The 24,834-nt window shown below is 53.5% G+C and carries 24 protein-coding genes; 15 read left to right on the top strand and 9 right to left on the bottom strand.

All coding sequences use genetic code 11. The annotated features are described in order from the left end of the window. The first annotated feature begins 283 nt into the window (after window positions 1–283). Window positions 284–1,394 (top strand): peptide chain release factor 2 gene (gene prfB, locus DESAC_RS04830; RefSeq protein WP_013705954.1). Its coding sequence is split into 2 segments (ribosomal slippage): window positions 284–361 and window positions 363–1,394, totalling 1,110 coding nucleotides; the frame shifts between segments, so codons are not numbered across the junction. Between the two features lie 68 nt (window positions 1,395–1,462). Here prfB and DESAC_RS04825 read toward each other — a convergent pair. The 4 genes from DESAC_RS04825 to mfd all read right to left on the bottom strand — a co-directional run bounded on the left by DESAC_RS04825 (window position 1,463) and on the right by mfd (window position 10,696). Then, window positions 1,463–4,738, bottom strand: coding sequence for a type ISP restriction/modification enzyme (locus DESAC_RS04825; RefSeq protein WP_013705953.1), 3,276 nt, complete (start codon window positions 4,736–4,738; stop codon window positions 1,463–1,465). A gap of 146 nt (window positions 4,739–4,884) precedes the next feature. Then, the gene (asnS, locus tag DESAC_RS04820; RefSeq protein ID WP_013705952.1) at window positions 4,885–6,195 is read right to left on the bottom strand and encodes an asparagine--tRNA ligase; all 1,311 of its coding nucleotides are present in this window, start codon (window positions 6,193–6,195) and stop codon (window positions 4,885–4,887) included. Between the two features lie 83 nt (window positions 6,196–6,278). Then, window positions 6,279–7,229: a peptidylprolyl isomerase gene (locus DESAC_RS04815; protein ID WP_013705951.1), complete on the bottom strand. Its 951-nt coding sequence runs from the start codon at window positions 7,227–7,229 to the stop codon at window positions 6,279–6,281. Continuing rightward, window positions 7,226–10,696, bottom strand: coding sequence for a transcription-repair coupling factor (mfd, locus tag DESAC_RS04810; RefSeq protein ID WP_169311508.1), 3,471 nt, complete (start codon window positions 10,694–10,696; stop codon window positions 7,226–7,228). The genes DESAC_RS04815 and mfd overlap by 4 nt, the downstream gene beginning before the upstream one ends. A 378-nt stretch (window positions 10,697–11,074) precedes the next feature. On the opposite strand from mfd, the gene mce reads away from it, so the two are divergent. Both mce and DESAC_RS04800 read left to right on the top strand, forming a co-directional pair. Next, window positions 11,075–11,482 carry a methylmalonyl-CoA epimerase gene (mce, locus tag DESAC_RS04805; protein WP_013705949.1) on the top strand — a complete coding sequence of 136 codons (408 nt, stop codon included), beginning with the start codon at window positions 11,075–11,077 and terminating at the stop codon, window positions 11,480–11,482. A gap of 27 nt (window positions 11,483–11,509) precedes the next feature. After that, window positions 11,510–12,298 carry a sugar phosphate isomerase/epimerase family protein gene (locus DESAC_RS04800; RefSeq protein ID WP_013705948.1) on the top strand — a complete coding sequence of 263 codons (789 nt, stop codon included), beginning with the start codon at window positions 11,510–11,512 and terminating at the stop codon, window positions 12,296–12,298. Window positions 12,299–12,357: 59 nt separating this feature from the next. On the opposite strand, the gene DESAC_RS04795 is transcribed toward DESAC_RS04800, so the two are convergent. Further along, window positions 12,358–12,561 (bottom strand): cold-shock protein, encoded by a 204-nt coding sequence (locus DESAC_RS04795; protein ID WP_013705947.1) that lies wholly within the window; start codon window positions 12,559–12,561, stop codon window positions 12,358–12,360. Window positions 12,562–12,996: 435 nt separating this feature from the next. On the opposite strand from DESAC_RS04795, the gene DESAC_RS04790 reads away from it, so the two are divergent. From DESAC_RS04790 to DESAC_RS04765, 7 genes are all read left to right on the top strand, one after another. Further along, window positions 12,997–14,001 carry a hypothetical protein gene (locus tag DESAC_RS04790; protein WP_148231186.1) on the top strand — a complete coding sequence of 335 codons (1,005 nt, stop codon included), beginning with the start codon at window positions 12,997–12,999 and terminating at the stop codon, window positions 13,999–14,001. After that, complete coding sequence (locus tag DESAC_RS15055; RefSeq protein WP_052301896.1) at window positions 13,998–14,567, top strand: P-loop nucleotide/nucleoside kinase family protein; 570 nt, start codon at window positions 13,998–14,000, stop codon at window positions 14,565–14,567. The genes DESAC_RS04790 and DESAC_RS15055 overlap by 4 nt, the downstream gene beginning before the upstream one ends. Window positions 14,568–14,586: 19 nt before the next feature. Beyond that, window positions 14,587–15,111: a C-GCAxxG-C-C family protein gene (locus DESAC_RS04785; RefSeq protein ID WP_013705946.1), complete on the top strand. Its 525-nt coding sequence runs from the start codon at window positions 14,587–14,589 to the stop codon at window positions 15,109–15,111. A 103-nt stretch (window positions 15,112–15,214) separates the two neighbouring features. After that, complete coding sequence (gene trpS, locus DESAC_RS04780; RefSeq protein ID WP_013705945.1) at window positions 15,215–16,198, top strand: tryptophan--tRNA ligase; 984 nt, start codon at window positions 15,215–15,217, stop codon at window positions 16,196–16,198. Between the two features lie 207 nt (window positions 16,199–16,405). Further along, window positions 16,406–17,134, top strand: a complete 729-nt coding sequence (locus DESAC_RS04775; RefSeq protein ID WP_013705944.1) for a pseudouridine synthase — start codon at window positions 16,406–16,408, stop codon at window positions 17,132–17,134. Window positions 17,135–17,174: 40 nt separating this feature from the next. Continuing rightward, the gene (locus tag DESAC_RS04770; RefSeq protein ID WP_041283812.1) at window positions 17,175–18,071 is read left to right on the top strand and encodes a site-2 protease family protein; all 897 of its coding nucleotides are present in this window, start codon (window positions 17,175–17,177) and stop codon (window positions 18,069–18,071) included. An 8-nt stretch (window positions 18,072–18,079) separates the two neighbouring features. Continuing rightward, window positions 18,080–18,589: an NUDIX hydrolase gene (locus DESAC_RS04765; RefSeq protein WP_148231185.1), complete on the top strand. Its 510-nt coding sequence runs from the start codon at window positions 18,080–18,082 to the stop codon at window positions 18,587–18,589. Window positions 18,590–18,892: 303 nt separating this feature from the next. On the opposite strand, the gene DESAC_RS04760 is transcribed toward DESAC_RS04765, so the two are convergent. Continuing rightward, entirely contained in the window at window positions 18,893–19,648 is a 756-nt protein-coding gene (locus DESAC_RS04760; RefSeq protein WP_041283811.1) for an ATP-binding protein, read from the bottom strand. Between the two features lie 470 nt (window positions 19,649–20,118). Between DESAC_RS04760 and DESAC_RS04755 the strand changes: the two genes are divergently transcribed. The 5 genes from DESAC_RS04755 (at window position 20,119) to DESAC_RS16950 (ending at window position 22,086) form a co-directional block, all read left to right on the top strand. Continuing rightward, the gene (locus tag DESAC_RS04755) at window positions 20,119–20,661 is read left to right on the top strand and encodes an O-acetyl-ADP-ribose deacetylase (RefSeq protein WP_013705940.1); all 543 of its coding nucleotides are present in this window, start codon (window positions 20,119–20,121) and stop codon (window positions 20,659–20,661) included. A 151-nt stretch (window positions 20,662–20,812) separates the two neighbouring features. Then, complete coding sequence (locus tag DESAC_RS16955; RefSeq protein ID WP_148231184.1) at window positions 20,813–20,929, top strand: hypothetical protein; 117 nt, start codon at window positions 20,813–20,815, stop codon at window positions 20,927–20,929. Between the two features lie 195 nt (window positions 20,930–21,124). Continuing rightward, window positions 21,125–21,310, top strand: a complete 186-nt coding sequence (locus DESAC_RS04750) for a hypothetical protein (protein ID WP_013705939.1) — start codon at window positions 21,125–21,127, stop codon at window positions 21,308–21,310. Between the two features lies 1 nt (window position 21,311). After that, on the top strand, window positions 21,312–21,692 hold the full coding sequence (locus tag DESAC_RS04745) for a recombinase family protein (RefSeq protein ID WP_052301895.1): 381 nt from the start codon (window positions 21,312–21,314) through the stop codon (window positions 21,690–21,692). Between the two features lie 205 nt (window positions 21,693–21,897). Further along, window positions 21,898–22,086 (top strand): transposase, encoded by a 189-nt coding sequence (locus tag DESAC_RS16950; protein ID WP_041283810.1) that lies wholly within the window; start codon window positions 21,898–21,900, stop codon window positions 22,084–22,086. Between the two features lie 291 nt (window positions 22,087–22,377). Here the strand turns inward: DESAC_RS16950 and DESAC_RS04735 are convergent, their stop codons facing one another. From DESAC_RS04735 to DESAC_RS04725, 3 genes are all read right to left on the bottom strand, one after another. Beyond that, window positions 22,378–22,599: a hypothetical protein gene (locus DESAC_RS04735; protein ID WP_013705938.1), complete on the bottom strand. Its 222-nt coding sequence runs from the start codon at window positions 22,597–22,599 to the stop codon at window positions 22,378–22,380. A 266-nt stretch (window positions 22,600–22,865) separates the two neighbouring features. Further along, window positions 22,866–23,738: a twin-arginine translocase subunit TatC gene (tatC, locus tag DESAC_RS04730; RefSeq protein ID WP_013705937.1), complete on the bottom strand. Its 873-nt coding sequence runs from the start codon at window positions 23,736–23,738 to the stop codon at window positions 22,866–22,868. After that, complete coding sequence (locus DESAC_RS04725; protein ID WP_013705936.1) at window positions 23,735–24,445, bottom strand: FmdE family protein; 711 nt, start codon at window positions 24,443–24,445, stop codon at window positions 23,735–23,737. The genes tatC and DESAC_RS04725 overlap by 4 nt, the downstream gene beginning before the upstream one ends. Window positions 24,446–24,834: the final 389 nt, after the last annotated feature.

Genomic DNA, 24,834 nt, shown 5'->3' with positions numbered 1-24,834 from the left:
CTCCCGGGGCAGGGAAAACTTCTTGTAGTATTCAAATAAAATCTATGATATTATTTATAATAAGATGCGTTAAAAGCAGTTCCCCGCGTGACCATTTTCCAGCTTGGTAACCCTGATTAACTGTGATGTCTCAGGTCCGCCCCCCTACTTTTTCCCTCTTGCGGAAAGGATATGCAGGTTGAAGAGATAGGACAGAGGTTTGAGGGGACACAGGCAACCATCTTGACTGCAGCCGGCTAGCCTGCCAGACGTTATAACTGACATTATTTATGAGGAGATGTATATGTTAATAAACCCTGCTGATCTGAAAAATCGTTTGTCAACCCTTTCTCAACGCTATTCCCAACTGCGAGGTCGTCTTTGATTTAGAAAAGAAAAAAGCCCGCCTGGCGGAGATAGAAGTCCTAGCCGCCAAACCCGATTTTTGGCAAAATTCCTCTCAAAGTTCACAGATTCTCAAAGAACGCGGCGCCCTGACTCACCTCTTGACCGTGTGGCAAGAGCAGGGCAAAAAGATTGAAGACCTGGAAGTACTTCTGGAGTTAGCCCAGGAGGAGACTGATGAGCAGGCCTTTGTCGATGTTCTCACTGATCTCAAGGTGCAGGAAAGAGCCCTGCAGCAGTTGGAGTTGGAAATGCTCTTGGGAGGCGAGGACGATGACAAGGATGCGATCATAACCATACATGCCGGTGCTGGCGGGACTGAAGCCCAGGATTGGGCCGAAATGCTCCTGCGGATGTATCTCAGGTTTGCAGAGCGCCAGGGGTTTAGGACCGAGATATATGATCTGTTGCCGGGTGACGAAGCAGGCGTCAAAAGCTCCACCTTTGCGGTCAGCGGCCCTCATGCTTATGGCTATCTGAAGTCCGAGAGCGGCATCCATCGACTGGTGCGCATCTCACCGTTCGATGCCAGCGGCCGCCGTCACACCTCGTTTGCTGCGGTATTTGTCTATCCGGAAGCGGATGAGGACATCCAGATCGACCTCCAGGAGAAGGATCTGCGGATCGATACCTTCCGGGCCAGCGGCGCTGGCGGCCAACATGTCAATAAGACCAGTTCGGCGGTGCGCCTCACCCATATTCCTACCGGTATCGTGGTTTCCATGCAGAACGAGCGCTCCCAACACCGCAACCGGGAATTGGCCATGAGAGTGCTGAAATCCAGGTTGTATGAGTTGGAGAAGAGCAAGCGTCAGGAAAAGGCCCAAGTTGTGCTCGATGCCCAGAAAGATATTGCCTGGGGCAGCCAGATCCGCTCTTATGTCCTTCAGCCTTATCGTCTGATCAAGGATCACCGGACCAAACATGAGGAAGGCAATGTTGAAGCTGTCCTGGACGGCGATCTAGATGCTTTCATCGAAGCCTATCTGCTCAGTACGGCCGTTTCCTAATATAGGCAGTAGCTTAGGATGATAATTGGGGCGGGAAAGCAAAGCTCTCCCGCCTTCGGGCCTAGATACTAACCGTCCGCCATCTCGAACAGTGGTGCCGCCTTCTTCGCCGCCCGTTCCACCGGCGTCGGCTCGGGAAAATCTTTAGCAACAAATAACCTATCCGCCACAATGGCATCCAATACCTTTCCCAACTCCGGCCACATCGCCACTGTATGTTCCAACACCCAGAGCAGATCCAGCAACTCCTCATCGAACTCCCACCGTTCCGGCCGGATGTCATCTAGGGGAGAAGATTTTTTCCCGGCCCCCTTCTTCATCCGATAGGCCAGCCAGGATTTGACTACCTCGAACCCCGAAACGCTGAACTCCCATACTTCCGAGCCCACCGGCGCAAAAACCCCGTGGCCCACGTGCAGCTTGCGCCCTGCCGCATCATAAGAAAACGTTTCCGGGTAGTTCTTGGGATCGGCCGGAGTCCCCACCATACATTTGGTCTGGCCCGGTGGCACCCGACCGGGTTTCTGGCCGGGGGGAACGAGACGCTCCCCATAGGTGTGCAGCCAGATCAGGCGACGGCCCAGCTCCACGGCCCTATTGAACCAAGAGGCGTCCTTTGTAATAGGCAGCCGCGGCCCCGGAATGGTCAATTCATCCCAAAACCGGCGCACATATTCCGGCGAGGCCAGGAGGGCGTAGGTATAGGCCAGGAGGTCCTCCGGCGTGACGTCCCACCTGTAGGTGTCGGTGAGAACCTCTAATACTCCGTGGGTGATGTTGGGCTCCGTGGCTTCGGCGTCCCGCCAGAGGGGAATGATATGGGCACCGCCGAAAGAACCTCGAAAATGATGCAAGTCAGGGATCAGATCGGTTGCCAATGCTCCAGATCCATTACCCAAAACCTCTGTTAACAGGCTGGTAAGGTAAATCTGGCGGTTGCTGTGTGCTCTCAACAGATTCGGCCTCGGCCTGTCGCAGAGACGTACGTCTAGTAAAGCCCACCTTCTATCGAGGCTCCGATATCCGTAAGGAACTATTTCTGGAGCTTTCGTCTCTAAATCAATATTATTCAGCGATAATAAATTATTACCGTTAACTGGATCATGAATTGTGCTTGTTGTCTTACGGGCTTCTGTTTCTCGCAGCAGTAGACCTTTTTTCCCCGGAATTTCTCTGACTAGTTTTTCCCAGCGATTTTTCAAAACTTCCCAAGTCTCGCCAATAGGCCAGGTTCTTTTGAATTGAATCCCGTTTTCCTGCCATGGGAAAATATCGGTCACCAGCGGCCAGTTCCAGTATGGTTTATCGCTCGTGGGTAAAAACAGGTCGGTCCATCCGGGCAGACACTCCCGCCAGGGCAGGTCGCTGAACTGTTCAACCTGTGCCAGGGCTTTTAGCTTTTCCTGCCTGGTCCCGCTGATCCTCGTATAGTGCACCGTGGCCGCGCTTTCCGGCTGCGGCTCGCCGTGGCGTACCCCGATGGCGATGGCCACTGGCGTGCGGATGGCAAAGACGTTTTCGGTTTTGCGCGCCCCCAGACTGCCGCCCTCCAGGTCTATGATCCACATTTCGTCAAACATCTGGCGCATCACCTGGCGCATTCCGGCAAAGCCCGGCCCCCGCAGATACGAAGACGCGGTGATGAAGCTGACAATGCCGGGGCCGCCCTTGTTTTCAAAGACCTTCCACAAGGCCCAGCGCCAGAAATAGACATAATCGTTGTAGAGGTTTTTGGCGTGCACCATCCAACCCAGCTCTTCTAAAGGCTTGAGGAAATCTGCCAGGAGCGGGCGGTCGCCGATTAGGTTATCGCCATAGCGCACCCAGCCGCCTTTCCGTTTAATCGACTTCTGGTTCTCCAGGTCTATCTGCTGGCGGTCATACGGCGGATTGCCCAGACAGACCAGCACCGGGGCCGCGGCCTTCACCTGCTGGGCCCGCTGGTGTTCTGCCGCCAGTTCTTTGTACATAAAAGGGAAGTGGGGCAAGGGCTTGAGGGGCGATTCCAGGGTGTCCGTCAGATAGACGTGGACGCCGTCCTCGGGCAGTTGCCCGCCCTCGGCCAGGATTTCTTGAGTCAGACGCAGGTGGGCCACGGCATAGGGTCCCACCAGGATTTCAAAGGCATGAATATTCCGGGCGGCTTGCGCAGCGGCCTTGGCCCTCATACCCGGCCCTTTGGCCTCCTCTATCTGCTGCAACCCGTGTTGCAGCGCCGCCAGGATATAGGTGCCGGTGCCGGCCCCGGGGTCCAGGGTGACTACGTCGGGGCTGACAAAGGAGTAATCCGCCTCAAAACGCTCGGTGAGCAATTCCGCCACGAGGCGCACCTGGGCCTGTACCACCTCTACCGGCGTGTAATATACGCCCCGTTCCTTGCGCATCTTTGGATCATAGGCCGCCAGAAAATCTTCATAAAAATAGAGCCAGGGTTCGCCCTTACTCTTTTTTAGGAAGGCGGCCGGGTCAATGGCCCCGATGACCCGCTCCAGCAGATCCACCGGGGTTTTGATCTCGTCCCTGGCCTTGGGATCGCCAAGGATGTTCAGGGTATCGGCCAGTAGGCGGTGGCCGGTGCGGATGGTGGTGACAGCGTCATGGACGGATAATCCCTCGCCTTTCCCAGTCAGGCGGGCCAGAAGGAGGGCATAGGTGAGGGTTTGGGCATAGGCGTCGGCAAATTGCAGATCATCGGCATCGGGAAAAAGATAACGCCGCCAGTCGGCGGCTAGTAGATTCAGGTTGGAATCCGGCTTTTGTAATGCTATCAAGACATCACTGCGTAACAGGCGGCATAAAGGGGCCAGCATCTGGGCCAAGGCCGCCGGCAGTGCGGGGACGATGGGCTGCCAGGTGAAAAAATCCCGCAGCAATACCTCCAAAGCGGCTGCATCGTTGCCGCCCACAGCCTTTCGCCCGTCTCGGGTCACATCTCCGGAGAGGCGCACCACGCCCCCCTGCCGGGCGCCGCTGCGATACAAGGCCCAATCATTGCCGTCGGTGTATATGAGATTCGGCAGGTTGCGGAACCTTTCCCATTGGCCTCGGTCTCCGCCTTTGAACTTTTCGGGGTTGGCCCCTTTTCCCGGAGCCTTTAATTCCACATGGCCGTTCAACAGGCCCTCGACCACTACCCCCATATCCGGCCGCCCCAATTCCTTGGCGTGGATTTCGGTCACCACCTCGATGGCCACCCCCATCACTGCCCCCGAGCGTCTAAGCAGGCCGGCCACGGGGGTTTTCAATTGATCTTCTGGATTGAAGGTTATGGGCAGGCTGAAGGTAGCAGATATCTCTTCGGCATATTTATTAAGTTCCTCTTCCATTATATTTGATAGGACCATGTTGAGATCCCCATTTTTGGCGCTATCAGAAACCTACCGCCAACCTCGATTATTTCAGGCTCAAGGAAGCGGGATGTCTTTCACTTTCCCGCCCTTATTTTTTAACGGCTTCTCCAGATAAATTGTCCCGTTTCCTATCCCCGGACTTACGGCGTCAGGCGGTCCATCAGGCGCGGAAATGGTATTGCCTCCCGGACATGGTGCAAACCACAAAACCAGGTCACCAGACGTTCGATGCCCAGACCGAAGCCGCTGTGGGGCACACTGCCGTAACGGCGCAGGTCTAAGTACCATTCCAGAGGCTCCTGGGGAAGATGATGCTCCTTGATACGGGTAAGTAAGGCCTCCAAATCGTCTTCCCGCTGCGAGCCGCCGATAATCTCGCCTACACCCTCCGGCGCCAGGACATCGACACAGAGGACGGTGCGGGGGTCGACTGTATCCGGCTTCATGTAAAAGGCCTTACATTCTTTGGGATAGTGGTGGATCAGCACCGGACGGTCGTACATCTGGGAGAGCGCGGTTTCCTCCGGAGCGCCGAGATCCTCGCCCCAGGCGAGCTGATGACCCGCAGCCGTTAGGCGTTTTAAGGACTCGGTATAGCTCAGGCGCGGGAAAGGGGGGCGGATAGCCTGGAGGGGGGCGAGAGGGCGCTCCAGGAAGGTTAATTCGGCGATGCGGTTTTCCAACACCCGGACGGCAACGGCACAGAGCAGGGCCTCCGCCAGGGCCATGATATCTTCCAGGTCGGCAAAGGCGACTTCGGTTTCCAGCATCCAGAATTCGGTCAGATGGCGCCGAGTCTTGGATTTCTCGGCCCGGAAGGTCGGTCCGAAGCAGTAGACGCGTCCCAGAGCGAGGGCGGCGGCCTCAAGATAGAGTTGACCGCTCTGGGTCAGATAGGCCTTGCGGTCGCCGAAATAGTCGGTCTCAAACAGGGTGGTGGTACCTTCGCAGGCAGTAGGGGTAAAGATCGGCGTATCCACCAGGACAAACCGGCGGTCAGCGAAGAAATCCCGACAGGCTCGGATAATTTCATCCCGTACCCGCAGGACGGCCTGCTGGCGAGGGCTGCGGAGCCACAGATGGCGGTGGTTCAAGAGAAAATCAACCCCATGCTCCTTGTGGGAGATGGGATACTCCGAGGCAACATGCAAGGGATGAACCGCAGTAACCTCCAACTCATAGCCACCGGGAGCCCGAGGCTCGACCCGTACTACTCCCTCCAGGCTCAGCGATGATTCCTGGGTTAAGCGGTCGAAGGCGGTAAAATCCGTTTCGGGCAGCTTTCCTTTAACCATGACGCCCTGCACCAGGCCGGTCCCATCCCGCAGGATGAGGAACCGCACTTTGCCGCTCGAGCGTTTGTTATACAGCCAACCTCGAAGCGAGACCTCCTGCCCAACTTTGTCGGGCAGGTCGGCGATATAAACAGAACCATTAATGGTATCAGACATAATGCGTTAACTCGAATGCCGTCGTTGTTGCAGGGAACCAGGTCTTATAGATTTCTTCCCAAGACCTCATAGATTTATCAGGTCTAGAGCAATATCTTGATATGGGCCTTCTGGCGGATGGACTGGAGATATTCTGAAAAGAGTTTGGCCATCTGTTCGCGTATTAGAATCTGTTCGATTTCCCCTCTGGCCTCTGACAGGCTCTTCGCCTTTCCCACCTTAGCATCAACCATTTTGATGATCTGGAACCCGAAAGGCGCCCGCAGGGGCACGATCTCTCCCGGTCGCAGGTTGGACAGAAACTCAAAAAAACGCGGGTCTATATCGGATTGGCGGATATAGCCCAGGTCCCCTCCCGGAACGTTCGGGGTAGATTTGGAGTAGGTCTCCATGAGCTTATCGAAGCTCTCGCCCCGGCGCGCCTGAATTAATATCCTTTCCGCCAAAGCCCGGACTTCTTCCTGTTCTTCGGCACTGCTACCCGCCGCCACCGGCAGATTAATAATCTTAATATGAACCCGGTTGTCTGCCTGACGATAACGTTGCTCATAAAATTGTTGTATTTCTGCGTCCGAGACTTTAACTTTGCTGCGCACTGTCGAGAGCATCAGACGATCCTGCTGAATCTGCTCAATTAACTGCTGCCGCAGTTGCTCCATGGTCATTCCGTCTTTGGCCAGGGCCTTGGAGAGTGTCTCATCGTCGGTAAAACCGTACTTCTGTTTGATATCATCGACGGTCTTTTTGATTTCTTTTTCGGGTACCGTAATGCCATAGCGTTTAGCCTCTTCTTTGGCTAACTTGCGGTCGATGAGCATCTCAAGCGCCTGTCGTCGGAAGGCCTGATTATTTTTGACCTTGGCGCCGGCTGCCGGGTTGGCTTGAATGTACTTCATGGCCTGTTCTAGTTCAGATAAAGTAATAACTTCATCATTTACCTGTGCCACGATCTCATCAACAATCTTGGCAGCAGCCATACCGTCGGGCAGGATTGCCAGACAGGCACAGAAAAGAAGGGATGCAATAAGTCTCATGGAGATAGTTCCTTGTGAACTGCACGAGAATCTACGATTCTCTTTTTTTCTTCCCCAATAACAAAAAATTCAATTTCTTTCAAGCAGTTTTTCAGCCGATCGAGGGGGGCGCCGTCGTCTTGTTGATGCACCCGCAATTGGTTATTCGGCGTCAGGCGGTAAAGTCGGGGCTGTTTCAGAACCTGGGCGATGAGCCGATCCAGGTCAATCTGGGGCATATCGGCAAACGTAATGGTAATCAGCCCATTATTCATCTCCAACCGCTTGATGCCGATTTCTCGCAAGCGCCCTTTAGCCCGAACCACCTCTAGCAGATTTACCGCCTCCGGCATCAATGGGCCATAGCAGTCCAGTAATTCTTCAGCAATGCCATCGATCTCTCCATCGGTTAAGCGACCACTTAAACGCCGATAGAACATCAGGCGCTGGTCGATGTCCGGAATATAGGATTCCGGCAGGTAAGCCGCCAGGGGGAGGTGAAGTTCTGGATCGGGGGTCTCATCCCTCGGTTCGCCTTTCAGACGGTTAATCTCCTCCTCCAGCAATTGCAGGTAGAGTTCATAGCCGACTTCAGCGATGTGGCCGGACTGGGCAGCGCCCAGAATATTGCCCGCCCCCCTGATCTGCAAATCATGAAGGGCGATTTTAAAGCCGGACCCGAGTTCGGTGAATTCCATCAGCGCCTTCAATCTTTTCTGGGCCTCGGGATTCAGGTGTTCCTCCTCGGGAACCAATAAATAGGCATAAGCCTGTTCCCTCCCTCTGCCAACCCGCCCTCGCAACTGGTAAATCTGGGCCAATCCCAGGGCGTGGGCCCGGTTGATAATGATGGTATTGGCCGCCGGGATATCCAGGCCGGATTCAATAATGGCAGTACAGACCAGGACGTCAATCTCTCGACGCCAAAACTGCCACATGACATGTTCCAGGTCTTTTTCCGGCATCTGCCCGTGAGCCATGCCTATCCGGGCTTTCGGAACCAGCCGCTTCAGATAGGCAACGTAAGAAGGAAGATTGTGCACCCGGTTATGGACGAAGAACACCTGTCCGCCCCGCTCAAGTTCTCTCCGAACAGCCTCGCAGATAATGCTGTCATTCGGCCGAACCAGATAGGTCTTAATCGACTGGCGCTCTGCCGGGGCAGTGTTGATAATGCTCATCTCCCGGATGCCGGTCATGGCCATCTGCAAGGTCCTGGGGATGGGGGTGGCGCTGAGAGTCAGAACATCAACCGTCTGGCGGAATTTCTTTAATTTTTCTTTATGACTGACGCCAAAACGCTGCTCCTCATCCACAATAATCAGACCCAATTCCTTAAAATGGACGTCTTTCTGTAGCAGCCGGTGTGTACCGATGATGATGTCAACCTTGCCAGCGCTCAGGTCGGCCAAAATCCGTTTCTGTTCTTTAAACGCTCGAAACCGACTGAGGGCTCTGATTTCGAGTGGATAGGAGCGAAACCGCCTTTTAAAAGTCTCCAGGTGCTGTTCCGCCAGGACTGTGGTAGGAACTAAAAAAGCTACCTGTTTGCCGTCCATAGCAGCTTTAAAGGCAGCCCGCAGAGCCACCTCGGTCTTGCCATAGCCCACGTCACCACAGATCAACCGGTCCATCACCCGGTCGCTGGCCATGTCTTCCAAGACATCCTGGATAGCCTCTAATTGGTCGGGGGTTTCTTCAAAATCAAAGGTGGCTTCAAATTCCCGCAGGGCCGGGTCAGGCGGAGAAAAGTGATGGCCTGGCAGGACCCGCCGGGCGGCATACAGCTCCACGAGTTCCCTGGCTATCTTCTCTACAGCCTGACGAACCCGTTTTTTGGTCTTTTCCCATGACTTGCCGCCTAATTTTTCTAGGGGGGGAATCTTATCATCCACCCCCATGTATTTCTGGACCAGATGCAATCGGTCCACCGGCAGGTAGAGCCGGTCGCCGCCCAAATATTCGAGTTGGAGAAAGTCGTTTATTTCGCTACCCACCGCCAACTTGACCAGACCACGATATAACCCGACCCCATGGTCAAGGTGAACGATCGGGTCGCCAACTTTAAGGTCGGTGAGAGAGGTTAAGAACTGCAGGGGGCGAGTGGTCTTGCGTTTCGATGGCTCCCGGGAGGCTCCCAGAACCTCTTCTTCGGTGAGGACGATGAGGGCCTCAGACAGCCACTGAAATCCGGCCGAAAGTCCGTTCCAGGTCAATTGCAGGGCGCCAACGCAATCCCATTGAAAACTTGGGGTAAGATCAGTCGGAACCTGACGATCGGCTAACAGCAGGCTCAACCGTTCTGCCTGAGAGCGGCTGCGGCAGACTAGAATCACCTGAAAACCGCTCTCTCGCCATTGCTGCAACCGGTTTGCCAGCGGTCCGATTAAACGTCCGGGCTCTGTGGCCGAAGCTGCCAGGGAAGCCGCCAGCTCCTGATTTCCTGCAACTGAAAAATGAAAAACCTTTGGCGTCGGAATGGAATGATCACTGAAAGGGACGGTGTGGAAATGGAGCGTTTGAAACTTCTCCTCAAATTTTTGCCAGTCATCCTGAGATAGTTCCAGTCCGGGCCGCTCCTGGCTCTCAATTGCCAGATACCGTTTTAACTCCTGGGAGATATTAAGCGGGTCCCAGAGCCCTACGAGGCAGTTTTCCGGGAGATAGTCCCCTAGATATTCGATTTTATCATAGAAGTACGGCAGGTATCGCTCAATTTGGGGAAAATGTTCCCGGCGCTGGAGGTATTCCAGAATCAAAGGGTCTTTAACTGACCGCAGGCGGCGGCTGGCGGCTTTTTGGGTCTCGGAATCGAGGAAGACCTCGCTTACCGGTAAGACGATGGCATCTTCGAAATGGCGCAGAGAGCGCTGCGTGGCAGGGTTGAAATGCCGCAGAGAATCGATGGTATCTCCCCAAAACTCCGCCCTGACAGGATACGAGCTCAGTGGTGGAAAGAAATCTATTACTCCGCCACGCACGCTGTAATCGCCTCTCTCCTCCACTAAGGGACGCCTGGTATAGCCGCCGGCCTGAAGATGGGCCAAAAATCGGTCACGATCAATCTCCTCTCCCACCACCAGATATTCGATTATTGTCGATAGCTTGTCCCGTGGGGGAAGGGGCTGTAACAAAGCCGCCGGGGTTGCGGTGATGATTGGCATATTGATTCGGGCTGACAGAGCATAAGCGGCTGCTAGACGGTGACTGGCAGTTTTGCAATCCGGCGTCAGTTCGACAAACGGCAAGTTTTCATGTTCCGGGAAGATATAGAGCGGCGAGGTGCTGGCGTCGGAGGAAACAACCTCCTGACAGCCGGACAGAAAGAACTTCAAGTCACCATAGAAACTGACCTGTTGTCCGGTCGAAGGAGTTACCAGCAAGATCGGGCGATGAAGTTCGCGCCAGAGCCGGACCAGTGTCAGGCTTGCGGCCGCCGGGGACAGGCCATAAAGCTCCAGCGGCGTCTGCCGTGGTTCAACCGCCATCAGCAGTTGATATAATCGTACCGTATTATCGGGCATGAAAAAGAAAATAACGGTTTTCCGGGGAGGGCTACTTATCCGGGCCGCTTTTTAATGCTGAAACCTTACAACCAAATGTGTATAATTTCATCGCAGGTTGGCAGTCAGAGACAGACCTCGCCCAAACAACCGAACATAACTCATTTTACCACAAAAAGTATTACAAAGGTGAAAAAAAATAGGTATTTGGGCAATAGTTGGAAGTTTTTGGCCGAAATCATGCTAGCCTAAAAACTTGAACTACACCTGGCGACTTCAAGAATAGCCTGAGGGACAGGGAATCCCACCTTTCCCCTAAACGCACAAACCGAGAACTTAAACTTTTAACGGAGGATTGGACTCATGAAAATTAAATGTATCTCCCATCTGGGCATCGCGGTCAAAGAACTGGAGCCGGTTAAGAAGCTTTACGGAGAAAACCTGCAATTAGAAGGTCACCATGAGGAGGTGGTAGAATCTCAGAAGGTGAAAGTCAGCTTCTTTAAAGTCGGAGAGACCAATATTGAGTTGTTGCTGGCTACCAGCCCCGAGAGTGCGGTAGCCAAATACATTGAGAAAAACGGTGAGGGAATCCATCACGTCGCTTTTGAGGTAGAGGATTTAGAATCAGCCTTGGAGGAACTCAAGGCCGCCGGCGTCAAATTGATCGACGAGAAACCCCGGGAGGGCGCCCATGGGGCCAAAATCGCTTTCATTCATCCTAAGGCCACGCACGGGGTGCTGATAGAACTCTGTCAACATGCCCACTAGGGCGGGTCTAGCGGGCAAGGTGCAGAGATGATTGGGATAGTCAAAGCCCAGGTGCAGGTAAACGCTCCTTTCAGCATGTTATGGGAGCGCTATCTACCTCTGTTTCTCGAGCAGGGTCTGAATCCGGAAATCGGTCTGGACGCCAGCAGCCTGGACTGTTTTTCTCAACGGGATTTTGCCAAGGTTGCGGATATGTTTCATAAGGCCGGTTTGAGCATCACCTTGCACGCCCCGTTTCAGGATCTGGTACCGGGGGCGCTCGATGCCAAGATTCTGGCTGCCAGCCGTTCCCGGCTCCAGGATGCTTTCGATCAACTGGATATATTTCAGGCACGCAGCATTGTCTGTCATATCGGTTATGAGAGCCGTCATTATCAAGGGCTGGAAGACCGCTGGCTGGACCACAGTATTGGCACGTGGGCGCCTCTGGCCGATCAGGCGGCTCGCCAGGGAACGCTTTTGACCCTAGAGAATGTCTATGAAACGGAACCGCAGCTTATCAAGGAGTTGCTAACGCGGCTCCGGGGAGTCAAGGTCGGATTCTGTTTGGATGTAGGGCACCTGCAGGCCTTTGGCGGGGGGGACTTCCAGGGGTGGTTAGAAACCCTGGGACCGCTGGTAGGACAGCTTCACCTGCATGACAATCATGGCGTTAACGATGACCACCTGGCCTTAGGAGCGGGGATCGTTCCGTTTCCCGGTATCCTGGCATATTTTACCAATGCCCGGCAACGGCCGATTATTACACTGGAGCCGCATCACGAAAACAGCCTGCAGCCATCGCTCACCTATCTTGCCGCTCACTGGCCCTGGTAAGCGGCCGACAAAAAAAGGGCGCCGGCCAGCGCCCTTTTCCGCAAGACAAATGTTAGCAGTTACAATTTAACAACATTAATTGCCTGTGGCCCTTTGGCACCTTCGCTTAGTTCAAACTCGACCTCTTCATTTTCCTTCAGCGTGCGAAATCCTTTGGATTGAATGTTGGAGTAGTGTACAAAGACCTCCGGCCCATCGTCCTGTTTGATAAACCCCCAGCCTTTGCTTTCGTTAAAAAACTTAACTTTGCCTCTGTACTTCATTGCTCCTCCTTATAACACCAATACCAGGTTAAAACGTTTGGCTAGGGGCAAGGATAAGGGCCATCGGCTGAAAAAAAGGGAAAGACGCTGCCGCCTTTCCCTTTTCACCAGTTTATATTGCATCTTACCACCACGAACTAGCCAAGATTAATGATCGTAAGGCGTTAAGGTATCAGTTGTGTGTGTGATCCGAGAATTGGGGGGGGTTATTTCTAGCATGGCAGCATGTTCTCTGGACTCACCAGTCACAATTAATCATCAGCAAACGGCCGGGAACTGATGACCCAACGCTTACAAATTGCCTTCCCATACCATAATTGCACCGAATTGTCAAATATAATCAGCAGACATCTTGGAACCGCAGATACCGGCATTACCGGGCCTCAGCAAAAAAACCTTGAAAAACCAGAGATTCTTGCTATATTCCTTTTAGTCATGGATATTATTGCCGCCTTGCGAGATCCAGGGGTTTATCCGGACGCAGCATCCCGGGTGGAGTTCCTCCAAACCTATATTTCTTATATATTTCTCACCGAACGTCATGCCTACAAAATAAAAAAACCGGTTAATTTCGGTTTTCTAGATTTTTCGACTCTCAAGAAACGGCATTATTTTCTGGAGCAGGAATTACACCTGAACCGCCGCCTGGCCCCGGAGATCTATCTGGCGGTGTTGCCGTTGGTCGTTCATCAGGGAAGGCTGCAGGTGGGAGGCTCGGGTCGGGCGGTGGAATACGCTCTCCAAATGGTGCGCCTGCCCCAGGATAAGATGATGGATGAGTTGGCCGCCCGCAGGGCATTGACGACCGTCATGATTGACAACCTGATAGAGCGATTGGCGGCGTTTTATCCGCAGGCTGCTACCGGCCCCCGGGTGAACAAATTTGGCGATCTAACGGTTATCCGTTATAATCATATGGAGAACTTCTCTCAGATACGGTCATTCGTAGGCACCGCCTTGTCAGCCGCCGCATTTCAGGATATGGTAAACTTCTCGGAAAATTTTATGCAGCGGTATGCCAGTCTGTTTACTCAGCGGATTAAGGCGGGCAAGATCAGGGATTGCCACGGCGATCTGCATATGAAAAATATCTGTATCACTAATGGGGTGTATGTCTTTGATTGTATCGAGTTCAATCCGCGCTTCCGCTACGGTGATGTGGCCGCGGATATCAGTTTTCTGGCAATGGACCTTGATTTCCATAACTACTCTGATTTAAGCGACTACTTCATCAACAGATTTGCATCGGTTTCTCATGACTCCGAAATCTTTCGACTGGTCACTTTCTATAAATGTTACCGAGCAGTAGTGCGCGGGAAAATAAACGCCCTGGCATCGGTCGAACCCGAACTGGCACCCGAGGCTCAGCAACAGGCCCGGCAAACGGCTCAGGCTTATTTTGACCTGGCCTGGAGCTATAGTCGGAAAGAGGCAGCATGAAACGGACTCTCCTGATAGTTATTTTTGGACTGATTGCCTCGGGAAAAACCACTCTGGCCAAGGCTCTCGGCCAGAGGTGGGGATGGCCGGTGATTCACAGCGATTTGGTGCGGAAAACTCTCGCCGGCATTTCCCCCACCAGGCGAGTGGAGACATCCTATGGTCAGGGTATTTACGCCGCTGAGTTCTCCGGCCACACCTACCAGGAGATGTTTCGTCAGGCCCAAGAACGGTTGCAGACCGGCGGCAGCGTCATCCTGGAGGGTTCTTTTATGCGGTCTGTGGACCGCCAGCAGGCCCGGAGATTGGCGGCGGCTAGTAAGGCAGAAGTCTTCTTTATTTTATGCACCTGCCCGGTTGAAGAAACCTTGCGCCGTCTGGCCCGCCGCGCCGCGGACGCGCAGGCCATCTCCGACGGTCGCCAGGAAATTCTGGTGGAGCAGCAGAAAGTCTTCGAGCCGATAACCGACCTCGAGGAGACGCCGGTATTGATCCTGGATACAACCCGGCCCCTGGAGGAGATTGCGGGGGAAACCGAAGATTTCTTAACCTTGGCCACTGAATGATCCAATCTGGGGGTTGCGTATGCAGCAAGAAGAGATCATCGCTCGCGTCAGACAGCGGGCGGTAGATAATTTCAAAAGCGGTCTAAACTGTGCCGAAAGTGTCTTTACTGCGGTATTGGCCGAACTCGAAGGTGATCTGTCACCGGAAGTAATGTGCGTGGTTACCGGCTTCGGGTCTGGGGGAGGGTTGTTCGGCGGTACCTGCGGCTCTCTCAACGGTGCCATCGCCGCCCTCGGACTGGTGTATGGACGCCGTCAACCTCCCGACGGCACGCTGGAGGAAAAGCGGGCTCAGCTTTATGGTAATCCCGGCCTCTATCGTATCTATAATCGGCTGTCCAATGTGTTCCAGGAGCGATTCGGGACCACCTTGTGCCGGGAGATCACCCAACCCTGGCGCGGCCAATGGTTTACCAGGGACCGTCTCAAACAGTGTCTCAAAACTGTGAGTTTTATGGCGGAAAAAGCCGCGGAAATGGTCTTTCCGCGCGACCGCGATTTCTGGGGCTCGCAGCCTTTGGGGGAGAATGTCTTAGGAGAGTGACAAGAATCAGGCCGGTTCTATGATGAGACTATTCTTGGGAATAACTGGCTGCTGCAGGCTGTAAGTCTGTCTAAGTTCTACCGTTAATCGAGGATTTTTTTATATGGAGAAGAAGCGCATCTTAAGCGGTATGCGTCCCACTGGCAGGTTGCACATGGGCAATCTGCACGGGGCCTTACTGAATTGGGTCAAACTGCAGGATGAATACCAGTGTTTCTATTTTGTAGCCGACTGGCATGCCCTGACTACGGACTACGAGCAGACCGAAGGTATCCGGGAAAATATCTGGTTCATGTTTATAGATTGGCTGAGTGTCGGCCTTGATCCGCAAAAATCGACTCTTTTTGTCCAATCAGCCCTTCCAGAACATGCTGAGCTCTTTTTATTGTTTAGCATGATTACCCCTATTACCTGGCTGGAACGCAACCCCACGTACAAGGAACAGTTGCAGGAGCTGTCTCATAAGGACCTGCGTACCTTTGGTTTCTTGGGCTACCCGGTGCTGCAGGCAGCGGATATCCTGATGTATAAAGCCAACGGCGTGCCGGTGGGGGTCGATCAACTGCCTCATGTGGAGTTGACCAGGGAGATTGCCCGGCGCTGCAACTTTCTTTACGGTAAAATTTTTCCAGAACCTGAGGCCCTGTTGACCGAAATTCCCAAGTTGTGCGGCACCGATGGCCGCAAGATGAGCAAGAGTTATCAGAACTGCATCTATCTCAGCGACACACCCGAGGCCATCCGGAAGCAGGTGAGCGGCATGATAACGGACACGCAGCGTCCGCGGCGCAAAGATCCGGGCGACCCCGATCGCTGTCTGGCCTTCCCCTATCATAAGCTCTACCTTTCTACGGATATCTTGGCGCAGATCGTGGTTGATTGTCGGGCGGCCAGATTGGGATGTGTGGAGTGCAAAAAGATGTTGGCCGACGCCCTGGTGCAGGCCCTGGAGCCGATTCAAGCAAGGCAGCACTATTATCTGGATCATCCGGAGGAAGTTCGGGCTATCATCGCTGATGGCAATGAGCGGGCCAGAACCGTGGCTCGGGCCACCATGGCCGAAGTGCGCGAGGCAATCAAAATTTGAGAAAATGATTCTGGGTCCAGGTCTCAGATATTTCCCACGACTCGGGCCAGCGGGTTAGCTTGGACTGCTTATCAATCTTGCTGCGGCCTAAAGATCAAACGTCGGGGTTTAGGTGATTATCGTTTCATGTCACCTGTCGCGGTCCTCAAAAATGCAATTATATCTGCATCATCCGCTGGACGCCTGGCAGGAAGTTCGCAGAGCGGCATGACTAAAGAGCGGCTGCAAAAATATCTGGCGCGAGCGGGGGTTGCTTCCCGGCGGCAGGGGGAGGAACTGATCCGCGCCGGAAGAGTGAGCGTCGACGGCAGGATTGTCACTACCCTGGGTCAGCTCATCGATTCGGAAAAAGCCGAAGTTATGGTCGATGGCCGCAAAGTTCTGCCTCCACCGCATTGCCGGACGATCGTGCTCAATAAACCTTACGGTTGTGTAACCACCATGGCCGACCCGCAGGGCCGCAGGAAAGTCATCGATCTATTGCCGGATCAGGAGGAACGCCTCTATCCGGTCGGTCGGTTGGACTATGATGCCACCGGCTTGCTCCTGCTCACCAATGACGGTGAACTGGCCCATCGGCTGATGCACCCTCGCTATAAAGTAGCCAAAACCTATAGGGCGACGGTGGCCGGCCAATTCTCGCCTGCAGCCAGGCGGCGCCTTCGGGAAGGCATAACCCTGGATGGCCGCTTAACCATTCCCGAACAGGTGCGCCTGGTCAAGACCTCATCGGAACGGAGCGTCCTCGAGTTGACTATCCGGGAAGGAAGATACCATCTGGTGAAAAGATTGTGCGCCGCAGTCGGCTGTCCGGTATTGAAATTAAAACGCATCGCCTACGGTCCATTGCGCTTGGGACGCCTCGCCCTTGGAACCTGGCGGGAATTGACTCAGGAAGAGGTTCGACGATTGAAAGAGGCCGTTAACTGTGGTTGAGGGACAGAGGTCAGGGGTCGGAGGTCAGGGGTTGGGGTACATGGAACAGTTGCCGGAGGAGCCTTGCCAGCAGGATGACTTTCCGCATCGTATTCCCCGGATCCATATCATTCTGTTTTTGGCTACTGTTCTGACGACGCTCACGGCTGGCGCCATGCAGCAGGGGGTCATCCCCTGGGAAGCGCCCTGGCAGCTTTACAAAGGATTACCTTTCTCGTTGACGCTGCTTTTAATCCTCTTGTGTCATGAGATGGGCCATTACCTGATGGCGCGTTACCACCAATTGGACGTCTCTCTGCCATATTTTCTGCCGGCTCCGCCGATTCCCTTTCTGATCGGGACATTGGGGGCCTTTATCCGCATCCGATCTCCTATCCTCCATAAACCGGCCCTCATGGACATTGGGGCGTCCGGGCCACTCAGTGGGATAGTGATAACCCTGCCGTTGTTGATTTTCGGTTTGCAGCTATCGGATATCAAGATAGCTCCGGAATTGGCGATGGATGTGGACGGCATTATTCTGGGTGAACCATTACTATTCAAATTTATCTGTTGGCTGACGCTCGGGTCTCTGCCGGACAACCACCACATTATTATGCACCCGATGGCGTTTGCCGGTTGGATCGGTTTGTTTGTAACCAACTTAAACCTCTTGCCTATCGGGCAATTGGATGGCGGTCATGTTTCATACGCCCTGTTTGGCGAACACTCTGAGCAGATCGCCAAGATCTTTTTTATCTTTCTTATTGTGTGCGGCCTGGCCGCCTGGTATGGTTGGCTGCTCTGGGCGGTGATCGTATATTTTATGGGGTTCAGGCATCCGACACCGCTACAGTATTGGATTCCCCTGGACCATAAGCGCCGTAACATCGGTATTCTTACTATAGCCGTATTTATACTGACCTTTATGCCAGCGCCGTTCCAGGTTCAATGGTGATATCGGTTATGCCATTTAGAAACGAACTCTATAAATTCTGTCCTCAATGCGGGGGACGCCTGGAAAAGAAGATCGTTCACCCAAAAGAGCCGCCGCGGCTGGTATGTGGCGATTGTGGGTTTGTCTTTTATCTGGACCCCAAACTGGCCGGTATCGCCATCATTCCCTGGGAGGGTGGTCTGGTCCTGGCCCGCCGTGGTATCGAGCCCGGCTACGGTCTGTGGGTGGCGCCCGGCGGATTTGTGGATGTGGGAGAAAGGGTAGAGGACGCAATAGTCCGAGAAGTGCAGGAAGAGGTTTGGCTGAACGTTCGGATCACCCGGCTGCTCAATGTCTATTCGTATACCGGCCGCACCACCGTTATTGTCGCCTACGTCGCTGAGGTTATATCGGGGCAGCCTGGAGGTGGTGACGAGACATTGGAGGCCAGGGTCTTCCAGCCGGCAGAGATCCCCTGGGAAAAGATTGCTTTTACGAGTACCCGGGACGCCTTGAGGGATTATCTGGCGCTGAGGTAGGTGACCGGCAGTCAGTGGGCAGTGATCAATGGTCAGCGGTCAACCTACCGATCCCACTCTCCTGCCAGAGATCGAAATAGTCTGTCAAATACCAATCCGGCCTGCTAGGGTCTTGGTTTGCCGGGTTGAGATGCAACAGGCCAGGAGGCCTATGCTACCGATTACTATGCACAGGCCAGGAGGCCTATGCTACCAATAATTCTTTCAAGTTTCGTTGTGTTCTTGAGAACATGAGGACTTATATAAACATCTCGATCCCAAGCTCCGGCTTGGGATCGCATGAAGTTATCGGATACCATCGTGTCAGGCTGAGATTATCAGCCTGTCAAAGATCTGGTTCATAGCTTTAATTGAAACGGAATCCGGGGGCAACTCAATGGTCGGACGCCCCAGGCCGTCGAATTCGGCCACTAAGGGGTCCTCAGGAACGGTTCCGGCCAGGGGCAGGCCCCAACTGTCGATCTCCTGCTGGCTGCGCGGCGGAATGCCGTTGGTCAAACGGTTGATGATCAAAGCAGCCTGGCCGACGACGATCTTCAGACTTTTGGCCACCTCAAAGACCCTGCGGGCGGCCTGTACGCCCCGGAACGAGGGATCGCTGACAATCAGCAGGAGATCCACGTCCTTGGTGGTCAACCGACTCAGGTGCTCCATCCCGGCTTCGTTATCCATGACAATATAGGGATAGTTTTTAGACAAGACATCCATATAATAGGTGATCAGATGGTTGGCGGCGCAGTAGCAGCCGGCACCCTCCGGTTGGCCCATGCAGATCAGATCGAAGCCGGTTGATTCCACCAGACATTGATTGATGCGGAATTCCACCAGTTGGTCTTTAGTCATATCGACTCTGCCGCCGCCCTTCTTCACTTCCTCGCGGGCCTGCCCGACGGTGGTTTCGACGGTAACGCCCAGAACTTCGTTGAAATTGCTGTTAGCGTCGGCGTCAACCGCCAAAATGGGTTTTTTGCCATGCTCTATCAGGTACCGAACTGCCAATCCGGCCAGGGTGGTCTTGCCGGTACCGCCTTTCCCGGCCATTGCAATGAGAAAAGACAAGATGTTTACCCCCCCAAATACTTTTTTAGATTATGTTGCTGCACATCTGCTGACCGATGGTTTCGAGTTTCGAGTTTTTAGTTTCGAGATTATAATCAAAAACCAGCATGGCCGATCTTGGCCACCCCCGGAAATGAAATTATATCGTCAGGGCGCACTACACCATACCCCTGTCAACCGGGAGATTTTCACAGTAAGGAGATTTTAAAGACCCTGGCAAAATAATTGTTCTTACTTTCCCGGATACCGTGTAGTGATCTTAACGTCCTCATCGAATAAGATTCTTTGTCAGGCTAAGGTATGGATAATATTATCTCTTATCAAAACTCGGTATTCAAAACTCTCTGATTCTACTCCTTGAAATATAAGCTAACAATTGCATTTCGTCAATCTTGTGATTGTTAATGACTGATTAGGAGCCATGATCTCGCTTCTTTACACTGAACGCTGGTTACCGTATTGGAGGCACTATGCAGGTAAAAATCAATCGGGGCATGTTGGAACTTGTGGAGGGTGATATTACCCGGCAGGACACCGAGGCCATCGTCAACGCCGCTAATGAGCAACTCCGAGTAGGCGGCGGGGTGGACGGCGCCATCAACCGGGCTGGTGGACCCAAGATTCAGGAAGAGGCGCGAAAGATCGGTTATTGCCCTACTGGGCAGGCGGTGATCACTACCGGTGGCGATTTGAAGGCCACGAATGTTATTCATACCGTAGGTCCGATTTATAAAAACGGTCTGGCGGGAGAGCCCGAACTGCTGGCCTCCTGCTACCGCGAGTGTCTGAAGCTGGCCTCGGCCAGAGGCATTAAGAGCCTGGCCTTTCCGTCGATTTCCACAGGTGTCTATGGGTATCCGCTAGGCAAGGCCGCTCAGGTTGCCCTGGGCGCCGTAAAGGCCTTTATGGAGGAGCATCCGGAGATTGAGTTAGTGCGGTTCGTGCTTTTCGGACAGCAGGCCTTTGAGGCGTATGCCGCAGTATTGCAGGAATTATTTCCGGTCTCTGGTTAGCATAATCTGCATTCCGGACTTGTAGTTATCCTGCTCTTATCTCAGTGATAACTGCCAGTTTTCAGACTGATGGCCGGCTGACCTTATTGCGGTCTGGCGTATTTTCGGTAAATGAACGAGCGGAGCGAACGGCCACACCCACACCGGGAAAATGATCCAGATCGCCGCCAGCAAGACGGTGAAGTTTAAACCGGGTAAGCCGCGGGAGGAGGCGGTGCAGAAAGGGCGTTGCCAATTTGTCAACGGGTTTTTTGGCCCAAACGTATAAAATAAACGATCATTTTATTGGAACGTTAAGCTTGATGAATTAGTATGTATTTCATATTTTGTCATAGTATAATTTAAGTGTTTTTTTTGGTTTTCATCAAACCAGCGCTCCGAAGGCCTAAAAACACAACCAATAGTAAAAAAGACTGGCCAGCGCGTCATTACCCCGGAACCAGGACAACAAGGAACTAAGGCTATGGCAAAAAACGTGAACATCGAAGTAAAAGGTTCCACACTAATTATTACTTGCAAACTGGATGAGGAACATGGTCCCAGCAAGAGCGGCAAGACTACCATTATTGCCTCAACCGAAGGCAACATGCCCATTCCGGGGCATGACGGCATCAAGCTGGGATTGAACCTCTATAAAAACCGGAAGTGATATGGCCGGCCATCCCAAAGTCATCGGCTACCTGCGAGTCAGCGCTCAGGACCAAGACCTGGAAAAGAACAAGGCCGCCATCTTGAGTTTCGCCAACAACCGGAAACTCGGGCCGGTGGAATGGCTGGAAGAAAAGGTCAGCGGCGTCAAACTGGGCCGCCCCAAGGGGCCGGGCCAAAGCAAACCGGATCAATTCCAACCGGAGATCGAGGCGTTGTTGAAAAATGGTTCCCGGCTGAAATTCATTGCAATGCGCTATAATGTTTCCAACGCTACCCTGATTAATTGGCTCAAGAAAAATAATATTGACAAGGCCCCCGACCGTAGCCGCTGCGCGGCAGAAAATAGCATGATAGGGGGCGAACGCCACCGCCAGTCATGACAAACGCCTCTTTCAAAGCAGCCTATCCCGGCCACCTGTGGCGGGCAACCTGCAAAGCCATGATCGACAAGGCGCAGCCGCGAAGGCGGATTTTGTCGAGGCCCGGGCCAGAACCGCCGCCGTAGGGGTTTTTCTAACACCTCAGGATTTGGAACGAGCACCGACTGGCAGGGTTTGTCAGGAGTGGCCACCTTCTCCTTGCGGGATGTCATCATCTTTGGTGATCCGGTTTCTTTCATTCTTTTCCCTCTATGCCCTACAGTCATTTAATACTATCAGGCTCCAGCTACTCAAGATCGGCGCCCGCATGCGGGAAACCTGCCGACGCATCTGGGTGCACTTGGCCTCAGGGTGTCCCTTCCGTCATCTCTTGGAGACAGCTCTCCAAAATTGACAATCAAGCCCAGGTTAACGACGTATCTCAAATCAAGGTAGCCGGAGACAAAAGGGAGTAGTACGTCCAAAATTACCCCCCAGCCTGAAATTAATTACCACATAAGGAAAGGATAATGCAGAAAAATATGACCTGCTCGGGCGCAGTTTGAGACTAGGGCTGCATCTGGTCCGAAGACCAAATCAGGCGATCGTGACCTTCCCTGTTTTGGCAGATTACCTCGGTAACGCCCCCCTTGAACATCTGTGGACGTATTTTCAATCTCTACCGAGGCATCTGCCGTTGGGGCGGCTATCCGGAGTTTATACTGCTGGGCACAATAAATATCTTCACGATGGCATTGACATCGAGCGGGTTATCGAATAAATGCCGGGCCCAGGCCTCTTCTTTGGTCTCCCCCGGTTGGACGTGCACGATAGCTTCGCGAAATTCACTATTTTTATTGTCCCCCAACATCTGGACAAATCTGTCTCCGTACAGTTCCAACTTGATTTTGGCGATTTTTTTCCCCACTGCGAAACTCCTTTTTCTGAGATAAGGCATCCTGTTCATCGGCCGGAAGGTCCAGCCATGATCCGAATCATATCTGCCAGTAGTAGAAATGAAACCGAAGCCAGAGGGGTAAAAAAAAACCACTCAGGCCCTTCTCCCTCTCGGAGAGGATTAGAAGCCTTCATGGCTATTTTCGAACAACCGAAAAGACTTTTTAAGGTAGGTATATTTACATCAATTGCAAGTTATTAAAACAGATAATATCTACTGTGTCAAGTTGAAATTCCCTATCCTGCTGCCTGTCCTGCCGAGGGCGGCAGGGGAGTATCAGGCGGCGCCTCCGTCTGTCTGCTCCTCGAACCGCCGCAGAATCGGATCACCAGAATGCTTATTTCATACATACCGTAGAGAGGCAGGGCCACCATGGCCATGGTGATGACATCCGCATGAAAGGCAGCGACGATCAGGCTCAGCAGAACGGCCAGACGCCGCTGTTTGAGCAGAAACTCCAACCGGACTACCCCGAGTCGGGCCAGTATCAAGAGGATAAGCGGCAGTTCAAAGATCAGGCCAAAGAGCACGAGCAGACGCAGGCAGAAGTTGACATACTGGGTCAGGTTGAGCAGGGGATACAGTGTCGCGCTCTCGTAGCCCAGGGAAAAGGCCACAATGAGGGGCCAGACGATGTAAAGGAAGAAAATATCCCCTGAAATGAAGGCCAGGGTGCCTACGGGAACGAAGAGGTAAACGTATTTTTTCTCGTGGGCGTAAAGTCCTGGCGCAATAAACAGCCAGGTCTGGTAGAGGATCACCGGCAAGGCCAGAATGAGGCCCAAGATCAGAGAAAGCTTCATCTGGACAAAAAACGGCTCGAGGGGAGCCATATAATTGAGTTTACGGGGGGAGCTGGCCAGGTCTGGCAGCTCTAAGTGAAACTGTTCCGCCAGAGACGGAAAATCCTGCTGAATGCGGATCACCAGATTATAGTGGAGCCGCTTGATCAGAGAGGGTTGAGCCAGCGGCCGTTGGACCACGGTGAGGGCCGACAGGGAGAAGGACCAGCCCAGGGCAGTGCCGATAAATAGAGCAATGAGGGAAACGATCAGTCGGCGCCGTAGTTCCTGGAGGTGATCCAGGAATGGCATCTCAGGTTCACTCACGTCTGTTCCCGGCTGACACAAGAGATGCCCTGGCCGGTAAGCAGATAATGTTCCCGGCGGGCGCATTCCAGGCAGAGCGGCTGCTCCACCGGACCTACTGTGCGGGTAGCCATCACTGATTCGCCACAGACGGAGCAGATCAGGGAATCAACGAGGCGGGCGTACTCCGGCAGGGTAATGCTCAGAGATTGAATGACAAATTGTTCTTCCAGAGGCGTCTTCAGCTCCCGGCGGGCAATAGCCTCCCACATGTGTTCAAAGCGGTGCCGCTCCTCCGCAGACCCCTGGCGCTGCCCGATGATTTTTTGAAACAGCGGCTTAGTGTTCGGATATCGGGCAAACATCTTCTCCCGGTAGTCGGGTCGGACCAGAAGGCGCACCGCCCGGCCATCATCCCGGCGAGCAACAGTTACCGCAGTCTTCCCCAGGTCTTTGAAAATCAAGGCATTATTGCCAAAGGTGCAGCCGGTAACCACCTGTATGCCATCGGTGAAACAGTTATTACATTCTACTATGGCGACAATCTCTTCCATGCCGGTATTGGGACGGTCCAATTCGCTCATAGCGTATTGCCCGGCCTTAACCCCTAAAGAAATAAAGGGGCACAGATGGCCGTGAAAAGTCTCGACCAGGCGCAGCAACCCTCCCAAGTCCTGGCTGCGGATCATAGTCTCGATGGCCCTGCGGCCATGGGCGTGTTCGTGCATAAGTCCTCCCTAAAATCTGCTGCGGCTCTGGCACTGCCAGGTAGTCAACAAAAAGGCCATCAACGGGGTCCCGGTGGCGTTCCGGACACCTTCATGGCCTCATTGTACGCAGTTGCGGTTACATCCATACTTAAGGAAATTCATTTCCCTTATTATAATGTGTACCCCAAATCCCGGGGTTGGTCAAATGAAATTAATCCGGGGTGGGGAAAGGCGACACCCTTTACCGCTCTCCAGATCTGCAGTTCCCGTCTGCCGGACACGTAAGCACAGGCAAGAAATGCTGCGCCAGCGATAAAAAGCCATTGTCTGCAGCCAGGGAAGGCTTGAGAAACCGGAGAAAATCAAGCAGACTATCTGTGGCCCCAAACCCGATCACATGTAATGTG

The sequence above is a fragment of the Desulfobacca acetoxidans DSM 11109 genome (genome assembly GCF_000195295.1).
In the GTDB taxonomy this organism is placed as follows: Bacteria; Desulfobacterota; Desulfobaccia; order Desulfobaccales; family Desulfobaccaceae; genus Desulfobacca; species Desulfobacca acetoxidans.
The sequence above is the reverse complement of the archived record's forward strand: the minus strand, read 5'-3'. Positions and strand labels throughout refer to the sequence as shown.